The organism is Prauserella endophytica, assembly GCF_005146945.1.
GTDB classification, from domain to species: domain Bacteria; phylum Actinomycetota; class Actinomycetes; order Mycobacteriales; family Pseudonocardiaceae; genus Prauserella_A; species Prauserella_A endophytica.
Window position 1 is genome coordinate 92,708 of sequence record NZ_SWMS01000016.1, and the last position, 21,482, is coordinate 114,189.

Below are 21,482 nucleotides of genomic sequence, written 5' to 3' on the forward strand. Positions count from 1 at the left end.
GCCCCACCTCAGCCGCGATGGAAAGGGAGCATGTGACGATCCAGGACGTGTATCTGCTCGCCCTGCACGAGCCGTACCAGTCCCCGCAGCACCCGGTGCCGATCAACGCGACGATCGTGCACGCCCTGACCTTGCTGCACCCGGCGGTGCCACAGCCGGACGGCGGCCGGATGTACCGGTGCCTGACCGAGTTCCCCGGCCGCACGCCGGGCGGTGTGGTACCGCTGTCCACGCTGACCTTCGAGCTGGACGGCGGACAGTTGTGGCCGCTGGTCGCCGACTGGGAACGGGCCGTCAACGCGGTGGTGCACATCGCCCGACACCAGGGCTGCGACGCGATGCCGATGGGCCTGCCCCAGCTCACGGCCATCCTGGTGGGCGGTGGCCCGAACACCGTGCACGAGCTGCACCACCCGGACGGCTCCCGCTCCCAGGCCGGCCCGGTCGAGCGGCAACAGCACCTGGACGAGCTGACCGGCCACGTGCGGCGGTTCGCCGCGGAAGGCCCCTTCTGGCCAGGGGACAACCTCGTCGCGCCGCCCCGCGACCCGCATGTACTGCCCTACAAGCCTTACCGCAGCACGTAGCCGGGCACCGGGCGCGGCACCCGCCACAGGTGTGGTTAGCGGGGCTTCGCCTGTCGCGTGATCTTCTGTACTTCAGCCTCGAACGCCTGCTGCGCAGCGCCTTCGTCATCGCGTAGCCAGGCGGGTGCCCGCGGAAGGTCGTCCGGTTCGCCTCGCACTGCTGCTGCAAGGGAATCGAGGAGATCATCACCGCGCTGATATTCGATCATGTCCACCGGTTGTCCGTAGAAGAACGCCAGCTTGCCATGGGCCAACTCGGCACGGCAGCCGTCGAAGGCCACCACGGCCCCGGCTGGTCCGCGCGCCTCGCCCTTGTCGATGATGACCAGGTTCGGAATGGAGACGGCCTGGCTACGGCGGGCGGTCGGCCCCGCCAGGTAGGGGCACACGGCCGCGCTGTAGAGCGCACAAGCCCGGTGTGCTGGTCCCTCGAACGCTGGTGCTTCGTTGATCAGTGACGTGCCCGCGGTTAGTGCGGCGGCAACCAGTTCGGCGTTCTCGTGGTCGACCACACGCCACACCGGTTCGTCACCGAGCGGCAGCCCGCACACCGTGCAACGCCCTTGTACCGCACACAAGAACATGCGCTGAGCGCTGAGTTCGGCGAACTGCGGCACTTCGTCTTGCCACGGGGTGATCGCCGGTACCGGGTACCCACGCTGATCGCGAGGCCGCGCTGCGACAGCGCGCGGCATGGGAACATGGTCCGGTCGCATACTGCGAAACTAGCAGCCACTACGGGCCGCGGGCCGCGTTGATCTCGGCTGCGGTCAGGCTTTGCGCCAGTCGATCTGGGGTGCCCGCACGATCTGGAGTTTCTGCCGCTGGATGTCCCAGGTAACCGCTGCGCCGGGGCCGCTGACGTGATGGCGGACAGCGGCTTGCGCCCGATCTCGCTCATCCTGGGTAAGACCGAGATCTTCGAGGTCGTGTCGCCATTCATAGGGATGCCAGACGATTCGGCGACCTATACGAGTGCGCTGAATCCGAGCGGATGCGAAGTCTGCGAAAGGGCTGTCGCCGCCCTGGGCGTTGGTGTCGCAATAGTGGCAGAACCAGGGCCACGGCGGAAGGGTGATCCACCGTGGCCCGCCACCAGGAACGCGGGCGTTGCCGAACACCAAGTCGAGCAGCGCGCCGATCGGCCGCTGTCGTACCGGCATTGCGTTGCCTTCCCCCGGTTGTGGTCAGGCGATAGCGAGTTGGGTGGTGAAGTCGAACTCGCCGTCGGCGACTCCGGCGAGGAAGGCCGACCACTCGCCTTCGTCGAAGCGCAATTCGACATCGGTGATGAGCGACGTGACGAGTGTGTCGGTGCCGATCTTGGTGATGGAGGCGACCCCGTTTGCGCTGGTGGGGCGGTCTTCGGAGGCGTCGCGGATGAAGGCCGTCCAGGCGTGGTGAGGGAAGGCGATCGTGCCTGCGGCAGGGTGCTTGCTGTGCCGGATAACCACGCCCTCGGCTGCCGGGGCGACCTCGACGCAGTTCTCGCCGTTGCTGCTGCGGGTGGAGGTCCGCCACGCAAGGCGGTCGGCGGGGGTCATCTCAGTCCTCCGAGTTGGTTGCCAAGGTCTCGATGCGCGCGGTGATGGCGTCGGCGGTATCGGACACCGACAGCGCGGCGTCACACAGCCGGTCCGCTGACAAAGTATACGCCCCGACTTGATCTTGGTCCTGGACGTAGATGGCTCCGGTGGGGTACTCGATGTAGCCGATGCTCTGGGCTTCGTCGAAGTCCAGCAGCAGGAAGTCCCCGTCGAGCCCGTCATGGACGGCAACGCTGACCGGCATGACGTGCAGTTCGACGTTGTCGCGCTGCATCAGGGTGAGTAGATGTTCCAGTTGCGCCCGCATGACCTGCGGGCCGCCGACAACGCGGTCAAGGACGTACTGCTCGATGACGGCGCGGAACCGCAGCGGGTTGGTGTCGTCGGTGAGCCGCTGCCGCGCCATCCGGGCGCGGACGACCTGTGGGGCGTCCATCGGCGGGACGCGGAGGTTGCCCACCAGCAGTCCGGCGGCGTAGTCGGGCGTCTGGAGTTGGCCGGGCAGCAACAGCGACTCGTAGGAGAACTCGGCGGCGGCGAGCCCTTCGAGCCCGACGAAGATCTTGAACCAGTTGGGCAGCACGTCGCTGAACGGTGCCCACCAGGTGCCCTGATCGGCACGCGCCGCCAACGACGCCATGCGGTCCACGTGCTCCACGTCCGCGTCGTAGGCCCGGAGCAGCGCGGTGACCTCGTCGGGTTTCTGCTGCGTCTTGCCGCTCTCCAAGTAGTTGATCTTTGCTTGGCTACAGCCGAGCACCTTGGCCGCTTCGGTCTGCTTCAGGTTGGCGCGCTCACGGGTGACCTTCAGGTCGTGCCCGATCAGGAAGCGCAATGCGGACGGGTCCGCGCGGTGGTCGGCCACTGATGTCCTCCCGTATGCCAGCCAGGTCGCACACAGTGTTGCACCCATCGATGCCGATAACAGCAGACCCACCCGATGGGTGTATGGAGTGTTGTATATATACAAGCTAGGTTACAGTGGTGCCGACATTGAAGGACGGTACACGCGCCGGACGGAGCGCTAACACGCAGGTAAGCGGTCGTGTTGCGCCTGTCCGACGCCCAAGCCCCGGCGGGGCCGGGCCGGACCCCCGACCTGGCCCGGCTTCGCCGGTACCACCAGCCGACCTGCCACCGCGGGTCGGTGCGGCGAGCGGAGAGCGGTCATGTGGCGAACGCGACGCAAGCCCAGTCAGTGGGTGGCGGCGTGCCGGGATGTCGCCGGCCGACGCCGGGAAATCCTCGTACTGCCCACCGACGATGACCGGGTGGCGCTGGTCTTCCCGTCCGGCGAGGTCGCCGTCCTGGAACCCTTGCAGGCCGGTCGCCTGCGCGCGGCTCTGCGCGATGTCGTGTTCGCGCTGGACGACCCCACCACGCGCGAGGACCACCAGCACGCCGTCCCAACCGTGCGGGCCACCGCATGAGTCCCACCGCGCAGGTCATCGTGTTGGTCATCGCGGCCACGGTGTTCGTCGTTCGGTTGGTGGCCGCGCTGTATCACGCGCGGGTTGACGGCCACATTGCCGCCCGCCGCGCTCGCCAGGAGCGGCAGCCGTGAGCCCGCTATCCGCGCGTACCGCTCGCGAGCTGGGCCGACGTCTGCACGCCGCCGGGTTCCGCCCTCTGCCCGATGTGGCCGACGACGGCGCGCTGATCGGCACCCGCCTGTGGCGGGTGCGCGCCGGATACGTGGAATACCTCGCGCTGCGCCCCAACGGACTCGCCCACGCCATCCGCGCCGAAGCCACCTTCGACTACCGGCGTCCTGCCGAGCACGGCCCGGTGATCGAGCACCACTCCGGCCACGCCGTCAACGCCCTGAACTGGCTGCTCACCAGCGCTGACCAGCCCTCCGGCGACCTGCCGCGCCCGTACGCCGCGCCCGACGCCTCCGACGAGCCGGGAGGTGGCGGATGAACCTCCTTCTGCCCGCAGTGGACTGGCTGATGTCGGCCTACGACGCCACCTGGCACGCCTTCCCCACGGCTCAGGTCAACGACCCGGCGCGCACGTTCTACCAGGCCCTGTGCGACCACTCGGTCCCGGCTCGCCATGCCGAGCGCACCGTGCCGCGCGTGTTCTGCCCCGCCTGCCTCGTGCTCTACGGCACCCACGTCCCCGACGAGCAGCGCTGGCAAACCGACGGCTGACGCGCGCCGCCCCTACAACTCCGGAAAACCGTTACGGATGGAGGCAACCCGATGACCACAGCACTCACTCGCGGCCCGCAACCCCGCCAACTCGACCGCGACCACCGGAAACAGGCGCATCCGCTGGACGCGTTCGTGCCCGATCCCGCCGAGCTGCCGCCGGTGTGCGAGGAACCGGAGTTCGCGGCGATCTTGGAAGAGATGGTCGCCGACGAAGCACCCCGGCTGTTCGCCGTCGTACAGGAGTACGGCGAGCGTGTCGACGGCCGAATCGTCGCGTGGGGCATGGCCTTCGACGACCACGCCGAAGTCGTCTCGGTCGGACGCACACGGCGGATGAGCCTGCAAGCACCGGAAAACGCACTGCGCCTATTCAAGTTCGGCAGCCACATCCGGGCTCGGCTGGTGTGGTTCAACCCGGACGCGGCCACCACCGCCGAGGACGACGAAGCCGCCTGAAACGGACGCGGGTGTCAGCGGATGGCGTGCCGTGGCTGCCGGGCCTGTTCCGGCCACTGCTGCACGCCATCCCCGACACCCAGAACGTCACCGACTTCAACGGCCTGATCGTGCTGTGGGCAGCGTGCGGCGCACCCACACTCCCCTGGACCGGCAGCCCCTTGCCCTACCTGAACTGCCACGACTGCGAACGGATCACCGGCCCCATGCCGACCGCGAACCTGGCCCGTCACGGCCACCACAAGGAGTGAAGAACCGTGGCCCGATCATCGCGCCCGCTGGCGAACCGGCGCGTCATCGCCGGATATACCCAAGAAGGGCTGGCCGAGGCCCTGGGCGTCGATCGCACCACGATCGGCCGCTGGGAACGCGGCAAACAGCAACCCCAACCCTGGCAACGCCCCGACCTCGCACACAAGCTCGGGATCACCTTGGAGCAACTGGACGGCATGCTCAGGCCACAGTCAGTTGGAGCAGACGTGGCCTGAGCGGTATCGGCCGACGTTCAGGTCGCCAGAATTGAGCGAGGTAGCCCGCTCACCGAGCCTGACTTCCCTTTGACGGTGGTTTCCGCACGCTCAGGTGGAGTTCCTTGAGTCGATCTTCGCTTACTTCGGTGGGCGCTCCCATGAGCAGATCCTGGGCGTTCTGGTTGAGGGGGAAGGCAATCGTTTCCCGGATGTTGGGTTCGTCCGCGAGCAACATGACGATGCGGTCGACGCCGGGCGCGACACCAGCGTGTGGTGGGGCTCCGTAGTGGAAGGCGCGGACCATGCCGCCGAACTCCCGGTCGACTTGTTCCTTGGGATACCCCGCGATGCGGAATGCCTCGTACATGATTTCCGGGCTGTGGTTACGGACCGCACCGGAGGACAGCTCCACCCCGTTGCAGACGATGTCGTACTGCCAGGCGAGGATCTCCAAGGGGTCCTGTGTCTTGAGGGCTTCGAGGCCGCCCTGCGGCATCGAGAAGGGGTTGTGGCTGAACTCGATCGCACCGTCGTCATTCCGCTCGTACATCGGGAAGTCGACGATCCAGCAGAACCGGTACGCGTTCGCCTCGAAGAGGTCGGCGCGCTTCGCGGCTTCGACACGGACCTCACTCATCACCTTGGCGACATCGGTTTCGTCGCCGGCCCCGAAGAACACGGCCGTGCCGGGTTCTCCCTTGACTTCGGCGATCAGTTGCTGTGCGACGTTCTCGGTGAGGAACTTGGCAATCGGGCCAGTGAACTGGCCGTTGTCGTCGATCCGCACCCAAGCCAGGCCCTGGGCGCCGCGCTCGACCGCGAACGCCCCCAGTTGGTCGAAGAACGACCGCGGTTTGTCGCTGCAACCCGGCACCGGCAACGCCCGAACGTGCTTGCCCGCGAACGCCCGGAACTCGCTGTCGCGGAACAGGTGGGAGACGTCGACCAGTTCGAGCTTGGCGCGTAGGTCAGGCTTGTCGGTGCCATAGCGAGCCAGTGCGTCCCGGTAGGCGATGCGCGGGAACGGTGAGGTGGTTTCCCGATCCGGCGCGAACTCGGTGAACAGCTCGACGAATACCTGCTCGATGACCTGGAAGACGTCTTCCTGCTCGGCGAAGCTCATCTCAACGTCAAGCTGGTAAAACTCGCCGGGCGAGCGATCGGCACGGCTGTCCTCATCGCGGAAGCACGGCGCGATCTGGAAGTAACGATCGAAGCCGGAGACCATCAACAGCTGCTTGAACTGCTGAGGGGCCTGCGGCAATGCGTAAAACTTCCCCGCGTGCAGACGCGACGGAACAAGGAAGTCGCGGGCACCTTCGGGGCTTGTCGCTGACAGGATGGGAGTTTGCAGATCGAGGAAGCCCCGGTCGGTCATCTTCTGCCGGATGCTGGCGATGACGGCGGAACGCAGCAGGATGTTGCGATGCATCCTCTGGCGGCGCAGGTCGAGGAAGCGGTAGGTGAGCCGCGTCTCCTCATTCACCTTCTCTTCGGGGAAGACACTGAACGGCAACGGGTCGCAGCTGCCCAGCACCTCGATCTCGCTGACCTGAACCTCGATCTCACCCGTCGGCAGCTCCGGATTGACGTTCTCTGCCAGGCGCTTCAGCACACGCCCGTCGGCGCGGATGACGGTTTCCTTGGGCAAGTCACTCAGGGGCTCGTACGCCGCCGAGTCCGATCGGACCACGAGCTGGACGATGCCGGAGTTGTCCCGAAGATCAACGAAGATGACGCCACCGAGATCTCGCCGGTTGTGCAGCCACCCCGAGAGGCGGACGTCGGTGTCGACGTCCGTGGTACGCAGCTCGCCGCACGTGTGGGACCTGTATCGATGCATCATCCATCCAGATTGTCGGCATATAGGCGGGCCATCGACGATAGCCGCCCACCTGACCAGGGCTCTCGCAGCGTACCGTGACCAGGTTGACCGGCTCCCCGGCGGCGCGCTGCATGCCCTGGCACAGAGCACCGATCCCGCTTGGACGGCTGGCCAGCCACCCCGACAGCTCCCAGCATGTCAGTGCCATGGATCACACGTCAGTGTAAGAAATCATCCACTTGGCCCAGCAGCAAACACTCTGCGCTCACTACTGGTCACCCATCTGCACCTGTAGACCCCGCTGTATCCCCCGATAGGTTAGGTAGTTGCACACAGTGCCCGGATTACGCTCAGGAGGTATCTCGTGACATCGTCTGTTCCGCAGCTCGACGCTGAGGCCAAGCAGCGCGTCGAGGCGGTGCTGTCCCGTGCGGCCGAGGACATCGAGTTCCGCGAGCTGCTGCTCGCCGACCCCGAGGCTGCGCTCAAGGACTCCGACCTGACTGACGACGAAAAGACGGCGTTGAGCACCATGCGCCGCGTGGCGCTCGAAGAGTGGGGCGTCGATGTGCGGCGTTTCCGGGCGTTCCTGATGGACAACGGCAACAAGTTCTGGACCGGCGAGGACGTCGAGCCTGCCATCTGACTTCCCTGACGACCGGGGAGCGTGGGTGTCCGCGCTGCCCGGTCGTTCGTGTCCGGGACCATCGAACAAGGGACAGCTGTAGGTGCGCAAGACCTCCATCTATCTGCTCGGCAGCGGCATCAAGGGAACCTTGCACTTCACCGTCGAGACGGTGCAGGCGCTACGCGCGTGCCAGCGCGTGTTCGTGCTCCACTCCGATCAGAGCGTGATCGAGTCGGTTCGCGAGCACTGCGCCGAAGTCGAGGATCTGGCTCCCCTATACACCGGCCAGACCGTCCGCGACGACGTGTACCACGAGATCTCGCGTCGTCTGGTTGAGTCAGCCCTGGACTCGGCGCCTGTCGCGTTCCTGGTCCACGGACACCCGTTGTTCCTGGTCAGCGCGACTGAATACACCCTCGACCTGGCTGAGCACCACGACCTGAGGGTGTCCGTGCTACCGGCCGTGAGTTCATTCGACACCCTCCTGTGCGACTTGCGTATCGACTACGGCTACGGGGTTCAGATCTTCGATACCACCACGTTGCTGAAGGCTGGCTGGGCACCGAATCCCCAGGTCCCGCTGTTGCTGTTCCAGCTCGCCTCAACGCTGAACCGGTCCGTCATCAGCGGCGATCCCGATCAGGACGTGTTGCGCCCGCTGATCGACCTGCTGGCGCCCCTGTACGGCGCCGATCACCGGGTCCAGGTTGTGTGGTCGTCTGCGCACATCCTGGAGGCCAGCTCCATCACCGAACTTCCCCTTCGCGACCTCGCGACGACCGACTTGGAGCTGTGGAGGAGGCCGACGCTGTATGTACCAGCCAAAGACTGACGACCTCCGTCTGCCCGAACATGGCGATCTCGGCGGAATCCGGCATCAGCTCCGCACGGCTGGCCACACGGTGCTCCCGACGTTCGCTCACCCGGCGCTGCTGGACGCCCTCCGGCACGAGGCCGACAGGCTGTCGAGCGAGCTGTACGGGCAGCCGGAAGGCACGGTGATCTCGCGCGACATCGACGGCCACGTGCTGAGCATGCACTACCTCGACCGCCACAGTGACCTGCTGTTCGATCTGACTCGCCTGCCGGAGTTGCAGCACCTGGCCGAGGCACTACTGGAATCGCGCTGTGTTCCCTTCCTGACCGAGTACTTCGCCAAACCGGCCGCGACATCCGAAGCCACGCCACCCCACCAGGACCAGATCTTCTACCGTGACCATTTCGGCGACGAACTGGCGATTACGTTCTGGATCGCACTCACGGATGTCACCGAGGACGACGGAGTCCTGCAGTACGCGAACCCCCAACCAACGGTCGGGGAATTGCTCAAGCATCGGGTGTCCGACGTGCAAAACTTCGGCGCGGAACTCGTTGACGATTCCGGCTTCGAGTTCCACTCAGCACCAGTGCCCGCGGGCGGCGCGGTGGTACACCATTCCTACGCGGTGCACCGCTCAGGACCCATGCGGGGAACAAGTCCCCGCGCGGCGTTCGCGTTGAACTTCCGGCGCTCGCCATACCGCCAGCAGATCGACCCCTGGCGCGCTGAATGACGTTGCAGAGTGGTCGGGAGTTACGAGCTGTCGTGTTCGCCGGCCCGTCGTTGCCCCAGCGCGTTCGCCCGGACTCGGACGTCGTGATGTGGCGTCCGCCAGCGCGCCGTGGCGATCTCGACGAGCTGGATCTGGACCCAACGATCACGGTCGTGCTCGTGGACGGCTACCTCGTCCGGCAACACCCTCCGTCGCCCACCGAGGTGTTCAATCTGATCGCCCGAGGTCACGAGGTGTGGGGGTGTTCCAGCCTTGGCGCCTTGCGTGCGGCGGAGTTGCGTAACCACGGCATGCGTGGCTTCGGTTGGGTATACGACCGCGTGGTGGACCGCACCATTACCTACGACGACGAACTGGTGGCGACACTGGACCCGCGCACCAACGAGGCCACGGGCCTGTTCCTGGCCAATATCCGCTTCGGGCTTGATCAGCTCATCACCGCTGGCCGTGCGACACAGTCTCAGGCCGAATTCCTCATCGACGGCCTGCGGGCAGTGCATTTTGAGCACCGGACGAGCCGCCTGTGCGCCAGTCTGGCGACGTCAGCAGGACTGAACGCGTCGATCATCGACCGCCTGCTGCGCAGTGATGTCAAGCGCCAGGATGCCACGGCGCTCGTGCGGCAGCTCATCACATCGGTGCTGGCGCAATGAGCGGCAGTCGCCCATCCCATGAGCAGTGGGAAGCCTGGGAACAGCAGCTCGTTTCCCGCCTTGACGAGTTCGGCATCAGCCGCCTCGCCGACACCACCGGCATGGACACTCCAGGCGTGCCGACCGCCAGCGCGACCAAACCGGCCACCACCGATGTGATCTGGGTCTACAGCGGCAAAGGGCGAAGTCAATCCCAAGCGCGAGTGACCGCGATCATGGAATGTCTCGAACGCAGCGGAGCGTTGTGGCCCGCCGAGGCGCGCTGGGTCATCGAAACACCGGACGTCTTGCGACGGTCGCACGAGGTGTGGGGTCCCGACCGGTTCACCTACCGCCGCCGCGACAGTGTGCAGGCCGAGGATCTCCAGGTGTGGGTCGAGGCCACCAAGCTCACCGGAGACCGTGGACGTGTGATGGTGCCCGCCGATGTGTGCTTCAACGGGCGCAGACCCGCCGGCCTTGCGGCAAGCCCCTTCCTGCTGTCGACCTCCAACGGGCTGGCGGCGGCGTTCTGCCTGGAAGACGCGCTGGCGCACGGCTTGGCTGAGGTCATCGAGCGGGACGTCATTTCCTGTGCCGAAGTCCGCGCCTCCCATCTCGGGTTCCGCTTTCTGGCCACGATCGCGGAGCGTTTCGGCCTTGCCGGTTCCGCACTCGGACGCTACGAAGACAACGTCGACCTTGCCGTCACCATCGACCGCGACAGTCTCCCCGACAGCACGCTGGAGATCATGCGCTTCTACGAGGCGGCTGGCCTGGATCTTGTCCTCAAGATGCTGCCGAACGACTTCGACCTGCCCGCGTTTGGTGTCGCCGCTGTCCAGGAAGCCGACTTCACGCGCCATCTTGGCTGCGCTGGATATGCCGTCCGGCCGAGCAACGTAGCCGCTGCGGAGGCCGCTCTGCTGGAGCTGGCGCAGACTCGCGCCACCGACCTGCAAGGCGCGCGAGAAGATCGGCACGAGCCGGAAAAGCAGCGCCTGGACCACGTTCCCGAACGCCACTGGCTGGCGACGCCAGGTACACAGCCGATCGCCTACCAGGAGCGCAACGTTGAGCCCGGACTCGACAGCCTGGTGAACCGCTGCGCTGACGCGGGACTCCCGGACGTAGCCTACGTGGAGTTCCCTGGCTGGCCCGGTATCTCGGTAGTGCGGGTGGTCGTGCCCGACGCCGAGACATGGCACGTCACAGGCGGGTGGTCCAGCTTCGGCCCACGGCTACGCGCAGCGGTGAGTAGGTCCTGACATGTACTGGGCGTTCGACAACATCAAGTCGAAGGACGCCGGCGCCTACCCGCCCGAGCCCCTGGAGCTGTCCTATGGGCACCGTCCCGCTGGCTCTGACAGGCTGCGCGGGACGGAACTGCAGCGTGCATACACCGTCTCGGGCCGCGAGGTTCGCCCAGCCGACTGCGGACCGGTGCGGGTGCTCTCACGGTTCGGCCACGTCGTACGCGCACCGGGCCGGATCACCATCCAACGGGAGGAGCCGGGACTGAAATGGCGTGACTTCCAGCCCGACAGCAGCGCTTACGGTCGCGTCCGGGTTGGTGGCGACCCGTGGCACGGCACCGAGTCTGGCTTCGTGGCAAGCTGGATCGCCGGTTCTGAGTACGTCAAGATCAGCACAGGCATACTGATCTACTTCCCCAAGGGGCACATGCTCTATCAAGGCCCCATCCCGAACCGGCAGCTTGTGGACGACCCGACAATCGCCTCGGATCAACTCGATGTGATGGCCGGCATGGAGTACTTCGTCCCTGGACGAAGCCGCGAACTCGACGGACACACGTACGGAATCGCCGCCCTGAACATTATCGCCCGCGCACCACGCGGCGGCGCGGTCGTCGAAGTCCACAAGGGGCAAGTGATCGGCTGGTTCCATCTGGTCGCACCACCAGCCACCCAAACCATAGAGCAGCTTCCGCGTGATCACGGTGGCCGATCATGACGGCCACTCCAGCGCCTTGTCACGGCGGGCGTTTGCCACATCTTCGCGCGGAACTCGCGGCGGTCCGGTATAACGAAGCCGCGATTCGAGATCGTCTTGCCGTGCCAGCAACCTCCCCACTGCCCCCGGCTGGCCACGCGCTCGGCCTTGCCCGAATCGCCCTGGGCCAACAGGACACCCAGGGCGCGTTGATCCGGTTGCTGCTCCTCGGACAGCCGATCCGCCTGAGCGACACACCGCAACTCGCCGCGGAACTCGTCGACACGCTGACCAATACCCGCCTGGTCGAGCATGCTGGTGACGTTCTGCATCCACTGGTAAGGCTGACACCATTTCACGATCTGCTGCTTGCCGCGGATCTTCACAACGAAGACTCAGCCGAGGTCAAGCCGGACGCCGTCGAGAGCCCGCATCGCCCAACGGAGACCCTCGCGCGCCTGATCCCACGCGAGACCGTAGGCCGAAGCCTCGACATCGGCACTGGCTCCGGCGTGCACGCGTTGCAACTCGCCCGCCACTCGGACACGGTCCTCGGTGTCGATGTCTCGCCCCGTGCCACCGCTTTCGCCCAGTTCAACGCAGCCCTCAACGAGATCACGAACACCCGGTTCGACATCGCGGACGTAGTGAGCGGCATCGACGACGATGAACCCTTCAACCTGATCGTGAGCAACCCACCGTACCTCGTATCGCCAGAGAGATCGGTTGTCTACCGGGACGGCCCGCCCGAATCGGCACATGTCGGCACACGCGTGCTGAGCGAAGCCCCCGCCCGTCTTACTCACGACGGGCTATTGGTGTGCCTCACCAGTTGGGGCATCTCCAACCCCGGCGACCCGGCGCGCGAAATCAGAAGCATCGCCCGCCGGACCGGGTGCAACGCAGTCGTGTTCGTGTACGCAGTTCGCAGCGGACCGGACGACGCTCTGCGGTGGAACGTCCATCGCCGCGAACCTGACCAGATTCACCAAGCCGCGCGGCGCTGGCTGGACTTCTACCGGGAGCAAGGAATCGGTGAACTCGCCTACGGTGTCGTCGTTTTCACGCCCGCTCGGGAACGACAACCCTGGTTCCGAACAGAACAAGTCACGCTGCAAGGTCAAGAGTTCGACCGGGGTCAGCTTCGCGACATCACGTCGGCGCTCGATCGCACCCATCGCGGACGCATTCCCGAAGACCTCACGCCACACCCCGACCACGAGATCGAATCCGTCGGCAAGATCGGAACGGACGGGACGCCTACCGTCCGCGAACAGCTCCTCTGTTCCACTCGTGGGATGCGGTTCGCCGTGGAGTGCGGTCCACGGTTGCTGAACGCGATCGCGACCGGAACGGCGCCAACCACCTCAGAGCCGACAACGGAGGTCATCGTGACCATGCGGCGGCGACTCTATGAACTCGGTCTCCTCATCGGAGGCGCAGATGACTGACGGAGGCGAAGCCGGCCATGTCCGCGAGTCGGATGCCGAACTGGAACGCGCTCTCGGCACCCGCGACGCCCTGCTCGCCCTGTGGAACCCGAGCGGCCGACCTGTCTCCGTTTCCTGGGACGACAGCAGCATCGTCACGGCAGACGACCGAACCCGCTCAAGGCTGACCGAGGCCCATTCAGTGGTGCACGCTCTGTTGCGCGGCGAGCACGCCAGCGCGATGCAGCGCCTTGCGGACATGAGCAGCCTGATGGCGGTCTTCACGGCATTGCGTTCGGTAACCCTGGCGAGTGAGTTGCTGTGGAGCGTTCCTTTGCCGACATGGCAAACGGTGCTCACCGACGCCCAAGCACAAACGAAGGCCGTGATCGTCAACGACGCGGATGAAGCACAAGCGGGGGCGGATGCCCTTGCCCGAGCGATCCGACGCAACCTGGCGGGCGACCGACGTCAAAGGATTCTGGACTGTGTCGCAGAAACCGCGACCGCGCAGTCACGGCGCGCCCGCCTTGGTCTCGGCGGTTTCGGTGCCGCCGTGCTTGCCGCCGCACTGAAGACCACATCCAACGGCAGGCCCAGTGAACTAGCGGAGGAACACGCTGCCCTCATCGTGGCGTTAGCTCACGGGCAGACCGTGACGCATCGCGACGGAAGACTTGTCGTCGATGGTTGACACCTATCGCGGCCCCACGTCCGGCGACGCGGCATCACCACTTCCAGGCGACGGGGTATGGGAGGTCGTCATGGCGCATGATGGTGCCCAGGTCGGGCAAGCCGTAGCGCTGTACCCAGGGTTGGTACAGGCGCGGCGCCTCTGGCCAGACATCCTTAAGGACCAAGCCGACCGCCGCCCCGAATGCCAACTGGTGGAATTCCGTGAACCGGCCACCTTTCTCGCCGATCACGGCGCGCGCCAGAGCATATGCCCCGACTCGCCGCGCCGCATCAATCAAGTCAAACGCACGCATTCGCAAGGAAGCCAACTCCGAACCGGACGGCGGGAGCTGTTCACTGAAATCAATTTCTATAGACTGAAATTGGACGAGAAGCGCCAGGACTTCGCGTCCGCACGGCCCCAGGAGCCACCAGTTAGGTACTTCTCGGACAACCTGGAATCGATCGACACCCGCGAGGCCAAGATCAGGAATGACGACCGGTATGGAACGTGCCAGCAAGACGGGCTCCGCGTCAATCTCGAACAACCTTGTCCGCATGCCAATGCCGCTACTCTCGGCTGCTGCCATCGCGGGACTGTCCCAAACCCGCAACAACCACTCGGCCGGTATCCACTCATCAGACAGCGGAACATCACCTATCCCCGACATCCACTGCTGAACCACGTTGGCATGTTGCCTGACATCGAACGTCGAGGTCCACTCGATGACGTCACGACTACGGCTGGCGCCGACGCAGTCAAAGCTCATGTCACGCCGATGGACGGGACGATGCCAGCCGAGTCGGTCGGCAACCAGGTACAAGCGGCCCATGCCCGGTGACGATAGATGACCGCAGCCGCCCGCCCGTACCCGACCAAGCAGCAAGCGACAGGAGCGTGAGTGTGATGATCCTCCATGAAGTCGCCAAATTTCTCGGCGAAACTCGGCGGTCTGATGTACTTCGATTGCTCAGTTCACCAAGCCTGGAATGGGAACGGTCCGACCGGCTCGGCCGTACCACGTTCGGCCGCATGTGGCAGCTGGCGAGTTCAGCGATGCACAAGCGACCCGAGATGATGCAACTATCGACACTGATGGCCAGCCTTATTTATGACGAAATACACCGATCGATACCAGACTTGCTCCCCGACGCGACAACTCTAATGCCGCAGGTTTTCCCTGTCCGAATGGAAGGAAACACTGAAGAGCCACCAACTCAGTGGGCACACAAGGACGAAGCGCAGGGACGAAATCCTGTCGCGACGTCGCTATACTACGCCGAGGTTGAGAACGCGACTGGTGGCGCGCTCGCATTGCACGATTCGGCGGGACAAGTACGTACTCGGGTGCACCCAGGGGCAGATCAACTGGTAATAATAGCTGGTGATCAAGTTCATTCAGTCGAACCTCTTACCGCTGGAAACAGAATCACGGTGGTGACGAACTTCTATCGCACATGACTGGTTGCGCGCCGTGATAGCGACGAAACAAACGGACACACAACGATGGCGGAGTTGATCAAGCCAACGACGCTGGTTCATGCGTCGTACCTGGCGGCGGTCGAGGAGTACCGGGCCGAGGGTGGTTACCCGGATTTTGACGATCTCGACATCGGCACGGTGGACGCGTTCACCCGCTATGTTGACCAGCTCCGCCGTGACCCCGTTCGCCGAGCGGGCCTGCCTCGGCTACCGGATATGACTCTCCTATGGTGGGTTGCCGGGTCCGAGTACCTGGGACGGATTTCCGTGTGGCACAAGCTATCCGGGAACCTGATGGAGTCGGGCCACATCGGCTACGACGTTCGCCCCACAGCGCGGAGACGCGGGCACGCGACGCCGATGCTGGCCGCCGCGCTCCCGGTGGCGCATCGGCTGGGGATCAATCCGGCGTTGCTGTCCACCAGCACCAGCAATCCGGCCAGCAGGCGGGTCATCGAAGCCAACGGCGGGCGGCTGGTCGATCAACGCGGCGATCGGCTGTTCTTCGAGGTTCCAACCGAGCCTGTCGGCACCCGGTCTGTCACTGGCCCAGTCGGCGGGCCACCGAACGGCCAGTGAGCGGGCCACCTATGGCTGGCCTGGTCACCGGCCGCGCATGGTTCACCGGTTCCCGCAGCTCAACGACCGTATGGATCGGTCGAGCGCGTCGCCCGACATCTGGAGATACAGCCAGGAGCGCGTCGTGAGCGCGATGGCCGCGCACGGCGGCCCGATGCTCGTTGCGGCCCGCACGGCGGCGGGCGGGCTGAGGTAACAGCCTGGTCTCAGTCGGGCGCTTGGTGTCCAAAATCGACCCGAAAATCGGCCTTCAGTAGTGCAGGGGGTTTCTGGCACGATGGAAGGGACGGCCGATCATGGTCACCACTCGCCGAACATCGACGGGACGCGATCACCGCGCGGCTGGTTACAGCGAGAGCACGGTTCTGCAAATTTTTGATCACCGCTGTCAATTTTGGGGCCGAAATCCGGAGTTGAGGGGTGCTGGGGCACTCCTGGCCGCTCTGGATGGAAGGTGGTGGTGATCATGGTGGACGGTGCTGACCGTGCTGGTGGTCGTGGTGTGGTGGGTGCGGATGGGGTGGCGTCTCGTTCCGCGTCTGGGTCAGCGCAGCCTCGGCGTTCTGAATCCGCCACCCCAAACGCCGAGGCTGCTGCTACTAAACCCGCTGGTCAGCGGTGGTATCGGCGGAAGAGCGTGGAAGGCCGACTGAGGAATGATCCTCACTCATCCACACATCGGGGGCGCGCGGGGCGCGGCGGCCGGCGGGCCGGGGAACCGGACGCGGGCCTGTGGTTCCGCCTGGTCGACCGGGACCGACGCCTGCTTGTCCTGCTGGCCGAGCACAAGGTGCTGACCACCAACCAGATCGCCGCGATCGAGTTCCTGTCAGTGCGCCGAGCACAGGACCGGCTGCGGCACCTACGCGAGCTGGGCGTGGTGTTCGCGTTCCGCGAGTCCTTCCAGCGCGGCGGGACGAGCCAGACGCGCTACGCGCTGGGCTACCTCGGCGCGCGGCTGATCGCGGCGCAGCGCGCGGAGCGCCCGCCTGCGCCGAAGGCGTACACCGAGAGCCTGGAACGGCTCGCGTTGTGGCCGAAGCTGGATCACCAACTCGGCGTGAACGAATTCTTCTGCGGCCTGGCCGCGTACCGCAATCCGGCCCGGCTGCGTGAGGCTGGCCGCGACGGTGAGGTGAGCGGCCTGACGCAGTGGTGGTCCGAACGCCGCTGCACCGAGTTCTTCTGGAAGTACCAGGGCGGCGGTCGGGAAACCCGGCTGCGCCCGGACGGCTACGGCTGCTGGGAAGAGCACGGCCGGACGGTGCGGTTCTTCCTCGAACACGACACCGGCACCGAATCGCTGGCGAAGGTCACGGGCAAGCTCGACGACTACGCCGCCTTCCCGACCGACGCCTTCGGCGTCCTGCTGTTCTCGGTGCACTCGGCCCGGCGGGAGATTGCCCTGCGGGCGGCGTTGCGCCGCGCCCTCGGCGGTGGAGATCCTGGGTTCGTGATCGCCACCGCGGCCCGCGACGGCAACACCTTCGGCCACGCCGACGGCCCGGCGGGGCCGGTCTGGGGCCTGTGGACGCCGCAGAGCGGCGACGGCGTGCCGCGCCGGTACCGGTTGGCCGAATTGCCCCGACGTGGCCCCTCCGTCGAGCACAGCGCCTCGAACACCGACCAGCCGTTGAACGAGGCGGCGTTCGACCCGGACGACCGGGAGATGTCGCGTCGCATCGACACATCCCAGCCCGAACCAGCCGATTCGGCGGGCTATGCGGACGACGATGACGACCTCGACGACGTGACGCTCTACGACGACGCGGACGATGACGACGTGTACCGCGCGCCGGTCACCCCGGCGCGGCCGGACGCGCAGCGGCCACGGTGGGCCGCCTGAAACCCTCTCCCCGCAAGGGTTCCCGCACGCTTTCGCCTGCCCGGAGGAGGTGGCATTGATGACGTGACCCGTGAGAACGACAGCGACGACGGCCGCACCGGTTCGCTGGTTCCGGACCGTCGCTTTTGCGCAGCACGGAAATCTGAACCCGTTGTACGTCGAGCTGTCCACCGTGGTCTCGCGTCTGGTGAGACCACACCGGGACGCCGAGACAGGTCGAGACGAGACACCGAGACCGCAGGTGAGACCGGCGAGACACCCAGTCTCGCACCAAGTCTCGCGGTCCCGGCGGCGGTCTCGGCGAGTGTCTCGGGTGGACAGTGGGAAGGGTTCAGTCGACCGGTGATCGCTGGCCCCGACGGGTGCTACGGCAGTCGGGGAGTCGAAGCGGCACAATGGTTGGAGCAGTTCAGACCCGGCCGGTTCTTGAATCGCGTGTAGCGGCGCGGCCATCACCCCCACCACGAACCCTCCTGTGTGGAGGCTTCCGGGGTGCTGGTGACCAGAGGGCCGGCGGGTCCTGCTGATCGACGGTTGCCCAGTGACCGCCCGACAGCCGCCCGCGACCTCCCGCCCCGTGCGGGCTCGCGGGCACCCGAGGTGCACCATGCCCCAGCACACACCCGACCACGAACACGACCACGAACAGGACAGCGGCGGCGATGACGCCACCGTGCTCCCGTTCCGCGCCACGCGATCAGCCACACAGGACACCTGGCGCGTGGAGCGGATCGACACCGAACCGATGACCACCCAGCAATACGATCTCGCCGTCACCACCCTGGCCACCCTCATCACACAGTGGCGCAACACCCAGGAAAACACGAAGGAGGGCCACGAAAAAGCCGCATAGTACACGGTATTCCGCTTCCCTTTCCACGCCCGGCGAGGGATAATGGAACCATCGTGACACCGCCCGTGAGCTGCGGTTTTAATTCCACGCTAGTAGTGATCTAGTAGCCGCATAGTCGCCCTGTAGTAGCCCGGAACGGCTACTGCAGGGCACGCGGAAATACCGAACCAAGGGGGTCGGATAATGGCGCGATCCACGACCGCGCAACGCAGCAAGAAAGCCGCGATGACCACGCTCGGCGACGATGTTCGGGTGGGGATTTACGTGCGGCGCTCCACCGACGACGAGCACCAGCCCTACTCCATCGAAGCCCAGGACACCCGTCTGGACGCCTACATCGGCTCCCAGCCCGGCTGGCGGCTCGTGGCACGCTTCCCCGACGACGCCTCCGGCGCCACCACCGAACGCGACGGACTGCAACGAGCACTCGCCGCCGCCCGCGCCGGGCTGATCGACGTGCTGCTCGTCTACCGAGTCGACCGGTTCTCCCGCAACCTGCGGGACATGGTCATGCTCCTCGACGAACTCGACTCCGCCGGGGTCGTGTTCCGCAGCGCCACCGAGCCCTTCGACACCTCCACCCCGATGGGCCGGATGCTGGTCCAGATGCTCGGCATGTTCGCCCAGTTCGAGCGCGACACGATCATCGACCGCGTCATCGCCGGGATGGAACGCAAGCACGCCAAGGGAAAGTGGAAGGGCGGCAAACGCCCCTTCGGCTACCTGGTCGACAAGACCACCCACACGCTGGTCGTGGACGAGCACGAGGCCGTGATTGTCAGGTTGATCTTCGACCTGTACACCAAGGACCGGCTCGGGTCCCGCGCCATCGCCAAAGTCCTCAACGACCGAGGCCACCGCACCAGCTCCGGCGGCAAGTGGTCCGGCTACCAAGTCATCCGCGCCCTGAACAACCGCGTCTACCTCGGCGAACTCACGTTCCGGGAGACCACCGTGACCGACACCCACGCACCCATCATCGACCTCACCGCCTGGGAGCAGGCCCAAGCCATCCTCGACGCACGCGGCGAATCCCACGCCCACCGCGCCGCGTCCGGCTCCGACTACGTACTCACCGGCCGCCTGCGCTGCCCGAAGTGCCGCAAAGCCATGATCGGCACCCGCGCCACCGGCCGCAACCGCACCTACCGCTACTACACCTGCTGGAACCTCGCCCGCTACGACGCCAGCAAGTGCGACTTCAAGCGCCTCAACGCCGACGCCGTGGACGTGGCCGTCCTGGACGCCCTGGCCGGCTTCTACCGCACCCGGCATGACCTCATCGCGGACGCCATCGCCCACGAACAGACCCAGCACCAGGCGGCCAACGCCGACCGGAACGCCGAACTCGCCACGGTCGAGAACGAGATCACCAAGACCGGCCAAGCCATCGACCGCTACCTGACCGCGTTCGAGCGCGGCACCATGGACGAAGAACTCGTCGCCGACCGGCTCACCGAACTACGCGCCAAGACCAAGCAACTCCGCGTCCGCCGCGACGAACTCACCCTCGCCCTCGACGACGCACCCACCGCGCCCGAGCCCGCTACCCTGGTGGCGGTGGCCGACCACATCGCCGAGATCATCACCAGCGGCAGCCACAACCAGATCAAGGGCCTCGTGGAAGCCCTGGTCGCCAAGGTCACCATCACCGGCCCCGACCGGCTCATCCCGGTCTTCCGCATCCCCCAACCCCGCAACAACGACGGGACCGCCCCCGCCCTACCAGCGGAAACGGCCCCGAAAGGAGTGGTTCGCACAATGACTAAATCGGTGGGCCCGGTGGGACTCGAACCCACACTGGCACGGACCTAAACCGTGTGCCTCTGCCAATTGGGCTACGGGCCCGACGGATGCAGCCTAGCCGCCCGCCTTCGGCGCTCCGCTCGGCGTGCCCGTGAGAAGTGCCCGGTCGGCGTGATCTAGCCTGCTGGCAAGCATGTTGCCGAGGGAGGACACGTGGCTCGCGATCCGGAGACCATCGAACGCGACATCGAGAAGGCCAGGCACGCGCTGGCCTCGACGCTCGACCAGCTCGGTACCAAGGCCAGTCCCAAGCGGCTCGCCGACTCCGCGCGCACGAGCCTGCGGGCGAAGTTCGACGACCCCAAGGTGAAGTTCCCGCTGATCGGCGCCGGCGCGCTGATCGCGGTGCTGCTGGTGCGGAAGCTGATCCGCTGAGTCGGGGACCGGCTCAGCCGGCCGCGCTCGCCGAGCCTGCCGACCCTGGCAGTCCGGCCGCGGTCGTGCGCACGTAGCGCCCGTCCGCTGCCCGCGGCCGGGTCTCCTTCTCTGCCGCGGGCTGCGGGCTCTTGCTGAGCTCCTTGCGCGGCACGTTCCGTTTGCGCGGCTTCGTCTCCTTGGCCGCGGCGTCCTCCTTGGCGGACGACTCCTTCGGCTCCGCAGGCTTGTCCTTCGGCTCCGGCTCGCTCGCCTCGTCCTTGGACTCCGGCTTGGCGGGCTCCTCCGTGCCCGGCTCCGGCCGTGCGAGCCTCGCGGTCATGTACGCCGAGGTGAACTCGAGCGCGCTGCCGTTGAGCAGATGCACCACGGTCGGGGTGCTGCCCTCCGGGGCCAGCTTCTCGACCAGCTGGTCCGCCCGGTCGCGAGCGGCGATGATGCCCGGTGCCCGGTCGTTGAGCTCCTTGCCGAGCCCGGCGACCGTGACCGCCCAGTCGTCGGCTTCCTGCACGTACCGTGCGGTGATCGCTTGCACCACCAGTCCTCACCCCTCCTCGACGGATACGGCTCCACAGTGCAAGACCGCTTCGCCGCCGTCTTATGACGCCAGTTCGTGAACAACCCG

At 66.1% G+C, this 21,482-nt stretch carries 30 protein-coding genes and 1 tRNA gene; 23 read left to right on the forward strand and 8 right to left on the reverse strand.

Annotated features, from left to right (window positions below):
* The first annotated feature begins 32 nt into the window (after positions 1-32).
* Complete coding sequence (locus FCN18_RS25825) at positions 33-587, forward strand: hypothetical protein (RefSeq protein ID WP_228714127.1); 555 nt, start codon at positions 33-35, stop codon at positions 585-587.
* A gap of 35 nt (positions 588-622) precedes the next feature.
* Here FCN18_RS25825 and FCN18_RS25830 read toward each other — a convergent pair whose 3' ends face one another.
* From FCN18_RS25830 to FCN18_RS25845, 4 genes are all read right to left on the reverse strand, one after another.
* Positions 623-1,282, reverse strand: a complete 660-nt coding sequence (locus tag FCN18_RS25830) for a hypothetical protein (RefSeq protein ID WP_137096316.1) — start codon at positions 1,280-1,282, stop codon at positions 623-625.
* A gap of 75 nt (positions 1,283-1,357) precedes the next feature.
* Positions 1,358-1,750 (reverse strand): hypothetical protein, encoded by a 393-nt coding sequence (locus FCN18_RS25835; RefSeq protein ID WP_137096317.1) that lies wholly within the window; start codon positions 1,748-1,750, stop codon positions 1,358-1,360.
* A gap of 24 nt (positions 1,751-1,774) precedes the next feature.
* Positions 1,775-2,131, reverse strand: a complete 357-nt coding sequence (locus tag FCN18_RS25840) for a DUF397 domain-containing protein (protein WP_137096318.1) — start codon at positions 2,129-2,131, stop codon at positions 1,775-1,777.
* A 1-nt stretch (position 2,132) separates the two neighbouring features.
* On the reverse strand, positions 2,133-2,999 hold the full coding sequence (locus FCN18_RS25845) for a helix-turn-helix domain-containing protein (RefSeq protein WP_137096319.1): 867 nt from the start codon (positions 2,997-2,999) through the stop codon (positions 2,133-2,135).
* Between the two features lie 304 nt (positions 3,000-3,303).
* Here FCN18_RS25845 and FCN18_RS25850 point away from each other — a divergent pair, with 304 nt between their 5' ends.
* The 7 genes from FCN18_RS25850 to FCN18_RS25875 are packed head-to-tail and all read left to right on the forward strand — an operon-like array spanning position 3,304 to position 5,237.
* Positions 3,304-3,564, forward strand: a complete 261-nt coding sequence (locus tag FCN18_RS25850; protein WP_137096320.1) for a hypothetical protein — start codon at positions 3,304-3,306, stop codon at positions 3,562-3,564.
* Entirely contained in the window at positions 3,561-3,698 is a 138-nt protein-coding gene (locus tag FCN18_RS39535) for a hypothetical protein (RefSeq protein ID WP_170200599.1), read from the forward strand. The genes FCN18_RS25850 and FCN18_RS39535 overlap by 4 nt, the downstream gene beginning before the upstream one ends.
* Positions 3,695-4,057 carry a hypothetical protein gene (locus FCN18_RS25855; RefSeq protein ID WP_137096321.1) on the forward strand — a complete coding sequence of 121 codons (363 nt, stop codon included), beginning with the start codon at positions 3,695-3,697 and terminating at the stop codon, positions 4,055-4,057. Before FCN18_RS39535 ends, FCN18_RS25855 begins: the two co-directional genes overlap by 4 nt.
* On the forward strand, positions 4,054-4,290 hold the full coding sequence (locus tag FCN18_RS25860) for a hypothetical protein (RefSeq protein WP_137096322.1): 237 nt from the start codon (positions 4,054-4,056) through the stop codon (positions 4,288-4,290). The genes FCN18_RS25855 and FCN18_RS25860 overlap by 4 nt, the downstream gene beginning before the upstream one ends.
* 51 nt (positions 4,291-4,341) lie before the next feature.
* Positions 4,342-4,749: a hypothetical protein gene (locus FCN18_RS25865; RefSeq protein WP_228714128.1), complete on the forward strand. Its 408-nt coding sequence runs from the start codon at positions 4,342-4,344 to the stop codon at positions 4,747-4,749.
* A gap of 11 nt (positions 4,750-4,760) precedes the next feature.
* A complete protein-coding gene (locus FCN18_RS25870; RefSeq protein WP_137096323.1) occupies positions 4,761-5,000 on the forward strand; it encodes a hypothetical protein in 240 nt (79 codons plus the stop codon).
* Between the two features lie 6 nt (positions 5,001-5,006).
* A complete protein-coding gene (locus FCN18_RS25875) occupies positions 5,007-5,237 on the forward strand; it encodes a helix-turn-helix transcriptional regulator (protein WP_137096324.1) in 231 nt (76 codons plus the stop codon).
* Positions 5,238-5,286: 49 nt separating this feature from the next.
* Here FCN18_RS25875 and aspS read toward each other — a convergent pair whose 3' ends face one another.
* Entirely contained in the window at positions 5,287-7,065 is a 1,779-nt protein-coding gene (gene aspS, locus FCN18_RS25880) for an aspartate--tRNA ligase (RefSeq protein ID WP_228714129.1), read from the reverse strand.
* A 343-nt stretch (positions 7,066-7,408) separates the two neighbouring features.
* Here aspS and FCN18_RS25885 point away from each other — a divergent pair, with 343 nt between their 5' ends.
* From FCN18_RS25885 to FCN18_RS25920, 8 genes are all read left to right on the forward strand, one after another.
* Complete coding sequence (locus FCN18_RS25885; RefSeq protein ID WP_137096325.1) at positions 7,409-7,690, forward strand: Os1348 family NHLP clan protein; 282 nt, start codon at positions 7,409-7,411, stop codon at positions 7,688-7,690.
* Positions 7,691-7,772: 82 nt separating this feature from the next.
* Positions 7,773-8,504: an SAM-dependent methyltransferase gene (locus FCN18_RS25890; protein WP_137096326.1), complete on the forward strand. Its 732-nt coding sequence runs from the start codon at positions 7,773-7,775 to the stop codon at positions 8,502-8,504.
* On the forward strand, positions 8,485-9,225 hold the full coding sequence (locus FCN18_RS25895; RefSeq protein WP_137096327.1) for a phytanoyl-CoA dioxygenase family protein: 741 nt from the start codon (positions 8,485-8,487) through the stop codon (positions 9,223-9,225). Before FCN18_RS25890 ends, FCN18_RS25895 begins: the two co-directional genes overlap by 20 nt.
* Before the next feature lie 32 nt (positions 9,226-9,257).
* On the forward strand, positions 9,258-9,878 hold the full coding sequence (locus FCN18_RS25900) for a TfuA-like protein (RefSeq protein WP_158303180.1): 621 nt from the start codon (positions 9,258-9,260) through the stop codon (positions 9,876-9,878).
* Positions 9,875-11,125, forward strand: coding sequence for a YcaO-like family protein (locus FCN18_RS25905; RefSeq protein WP_137096329.1), 1,251 nt, complete (start codon positions 9,875-9,877; stop codon positions 11,123-11,125). Before FCN18_RS25900 ends, FCN18_RS25905 begins: the two co-directional genes overlap by 4 nt.
* A gap of 1 nt (position 11,126) precedes the next feature.
* Positions 11,127-11,831, forward strand: coding sequence for a hypothetical protein (locus FCN18_RS25910; protein WP_137096330.1), 705 nt, complete (start codon positions 11,127-11,129; stop codon positions 11,829-11,831).
* Positions 11,828-13,261 (forward strand): methyltransferase, encoded by a 1,434-nt coding sequence (locus FCN18_RS25915; RefSeq protein ID WP_137096331.1) that lies wholly within the window; start codon positions 11,828-11,830, stop codon positions 13,259-13,261. The genes FCN18_RS25910 and FCN18_RS25915 overlap by 4 nt, the downstream gene beginning before the upstream one ends.
* Entirely contained in the window at positions 13,254-13,934 is a 681-nt protein-coding gene (locus FCN18_RS25920) for a hypothetical protein (RefSeq protein ID WP_137096332.1), read from the forward strand. Before FCN18_RS25915 ends, FCN18_RS25920 begins: the two co-directional genes overlap by 8 nt.
* 34 nt (positions 13,935-13,968) lie before the next feature.
* Here the strand turns inward: FCN18_RS25920 and FCN18_RS25925 are convergent, their stop codons facing one another.
* Complete coding sequence (locus FCN18_RS25925) at positions 13,969-14,748, reverse strand: hypothetical protein (protein WP_137096333.1); 780 nt, start codon at positions 14,746-14,748, stop codon at positions 13,969-13,971.
* Positions 14,749-15,104: 356 nt separating this feature from the next.
* On the opposite strand from FCN18_RS25925, the gene FCN18_RS40880 reads away from it, so the two are divergent.
* The 6 genes from FCN18_RS40880 to FCN18_RS25950 all read left to right on the forward strand — a co-directional run bounded on the left by FCN18_RS40880 (position 15,105) and on the right by FCN18_RS25950 (position 20,491).
* Positions 15,105-15,377, forward strand: a complete 273-nt coding sequence (locus tag FCN18_RS40880; RefSeq protein ID WP_407675791.1) for a 2OG-Fe(II) oxygenase — start codon at positions 15,105-15,107, stop codon at positions 15,375-15,377.
* A gap of 45 nt (positions 15,378-15,422) precedes the next feature.
* Entirely contained in the window at positions 15,423-15,977 is a 555-nt protein-coding gene (locus FCN18_RS25935; RefSeq protein ID WP_137096335.1) for a GNAT family N-acetyltransferase, read from the forward strand.
* 476 nt (positions 15,978-16,453) lie between these two features.
* The gene (locus FCN18_RS39540; RefSeq protein ID WP_170200597.1) at positions 16,454-16,630 is read left to right on the forward strand and encodes a hypothetical protein; all 177 of its coding nucleotides are present in this window, start codon (positions 16,454-16,456) and stop codon (positions 16,628-16,630) included.
* A gap of 122 nt (positions 16,631-16,752) precedes the next feature.
* Positions 16,753-17,823, forward strand: coding sequence for a replication-relaxation family protein (locus FCN18_RS25940; RefSeq protein ID WP_228714137.1), 1,071 nt, complete (start codon positions 16,753-16,755; stop codon positions 17,821-17,823).
* Positions 17,824-18,430: 607 nt separating this feature from the next.
* Positions 18,431-18,676 (forward strand): hypothetical protein, encoded by a 246-nt coding sequence (locus FCN18_RS25945; RefSeq protein ID WP_137096336.1) that lies wholly within the window; start codon positions 18,431-18,433, stop codon positions 18,674-18,676.
* A 225-nt stretch (positions 18,677-18,901) separates the two neighbouring features.
* The gene (locus tag FCN18_RS25950; RefSeq protein WP_228714138.1) at positions 18,902-20,491 is read left to right on the forward strand and encodes a recombinase family protein; all 1,590 of its coding nucleotides are present in this window, start codon (positions 18,902-18,904) and stop codon (positions 20,489-20,491) included.
* Here the strand turns inward: FCN18_RS25950 and FCN18_RS25955 are convergent.
* A tRNA-Leu gene (locus tag FCN18_RS25955) sits at positions 20,451-20,524 on the reverse strand. The two genes, FCN18_RS25950 and FCN18_RS25955, sit on opposite strands and share 41 nt — an antisense overlap.
* A 111-nt stretch (positions 20,525-20,635) precedes the next feature.
* On the opposite strand from FCN18_RS25955, the gene FCN18_RS25960 reads away from it, so the two are divergent.
* The gene (locus FCN18_RS25960; RefSeq protein WP_110337984.1) at positions 20,636-20,857 is read left to right on the forward strand and encodes a DUF3618 domain-containing protein; all 222 of its coding nucleotides are present in this window, start codon (positions 20,636-20,638) and stop codon (positions 20,855-20,857) included.
* Positions 20,858-20,870: 13 nt separating this feature from the next.
* On the opposite strand, the gene FCN18_RS40295 is transcribed toward FCN18_RS25960, so the two are convergent.
* Positions 20,871-21,395: a hypothetical protein gene (locus tag FCN18_RS40295; protein WP_228714130.1), complete on the reverse strand. Its 525-nt coding sequence runs from the start codon at positions 21,393-21,395 to the stop codon at positions 20,871-20,873.
* Positions 21,396-21,482: the final 87 nt, after the last annotated feature.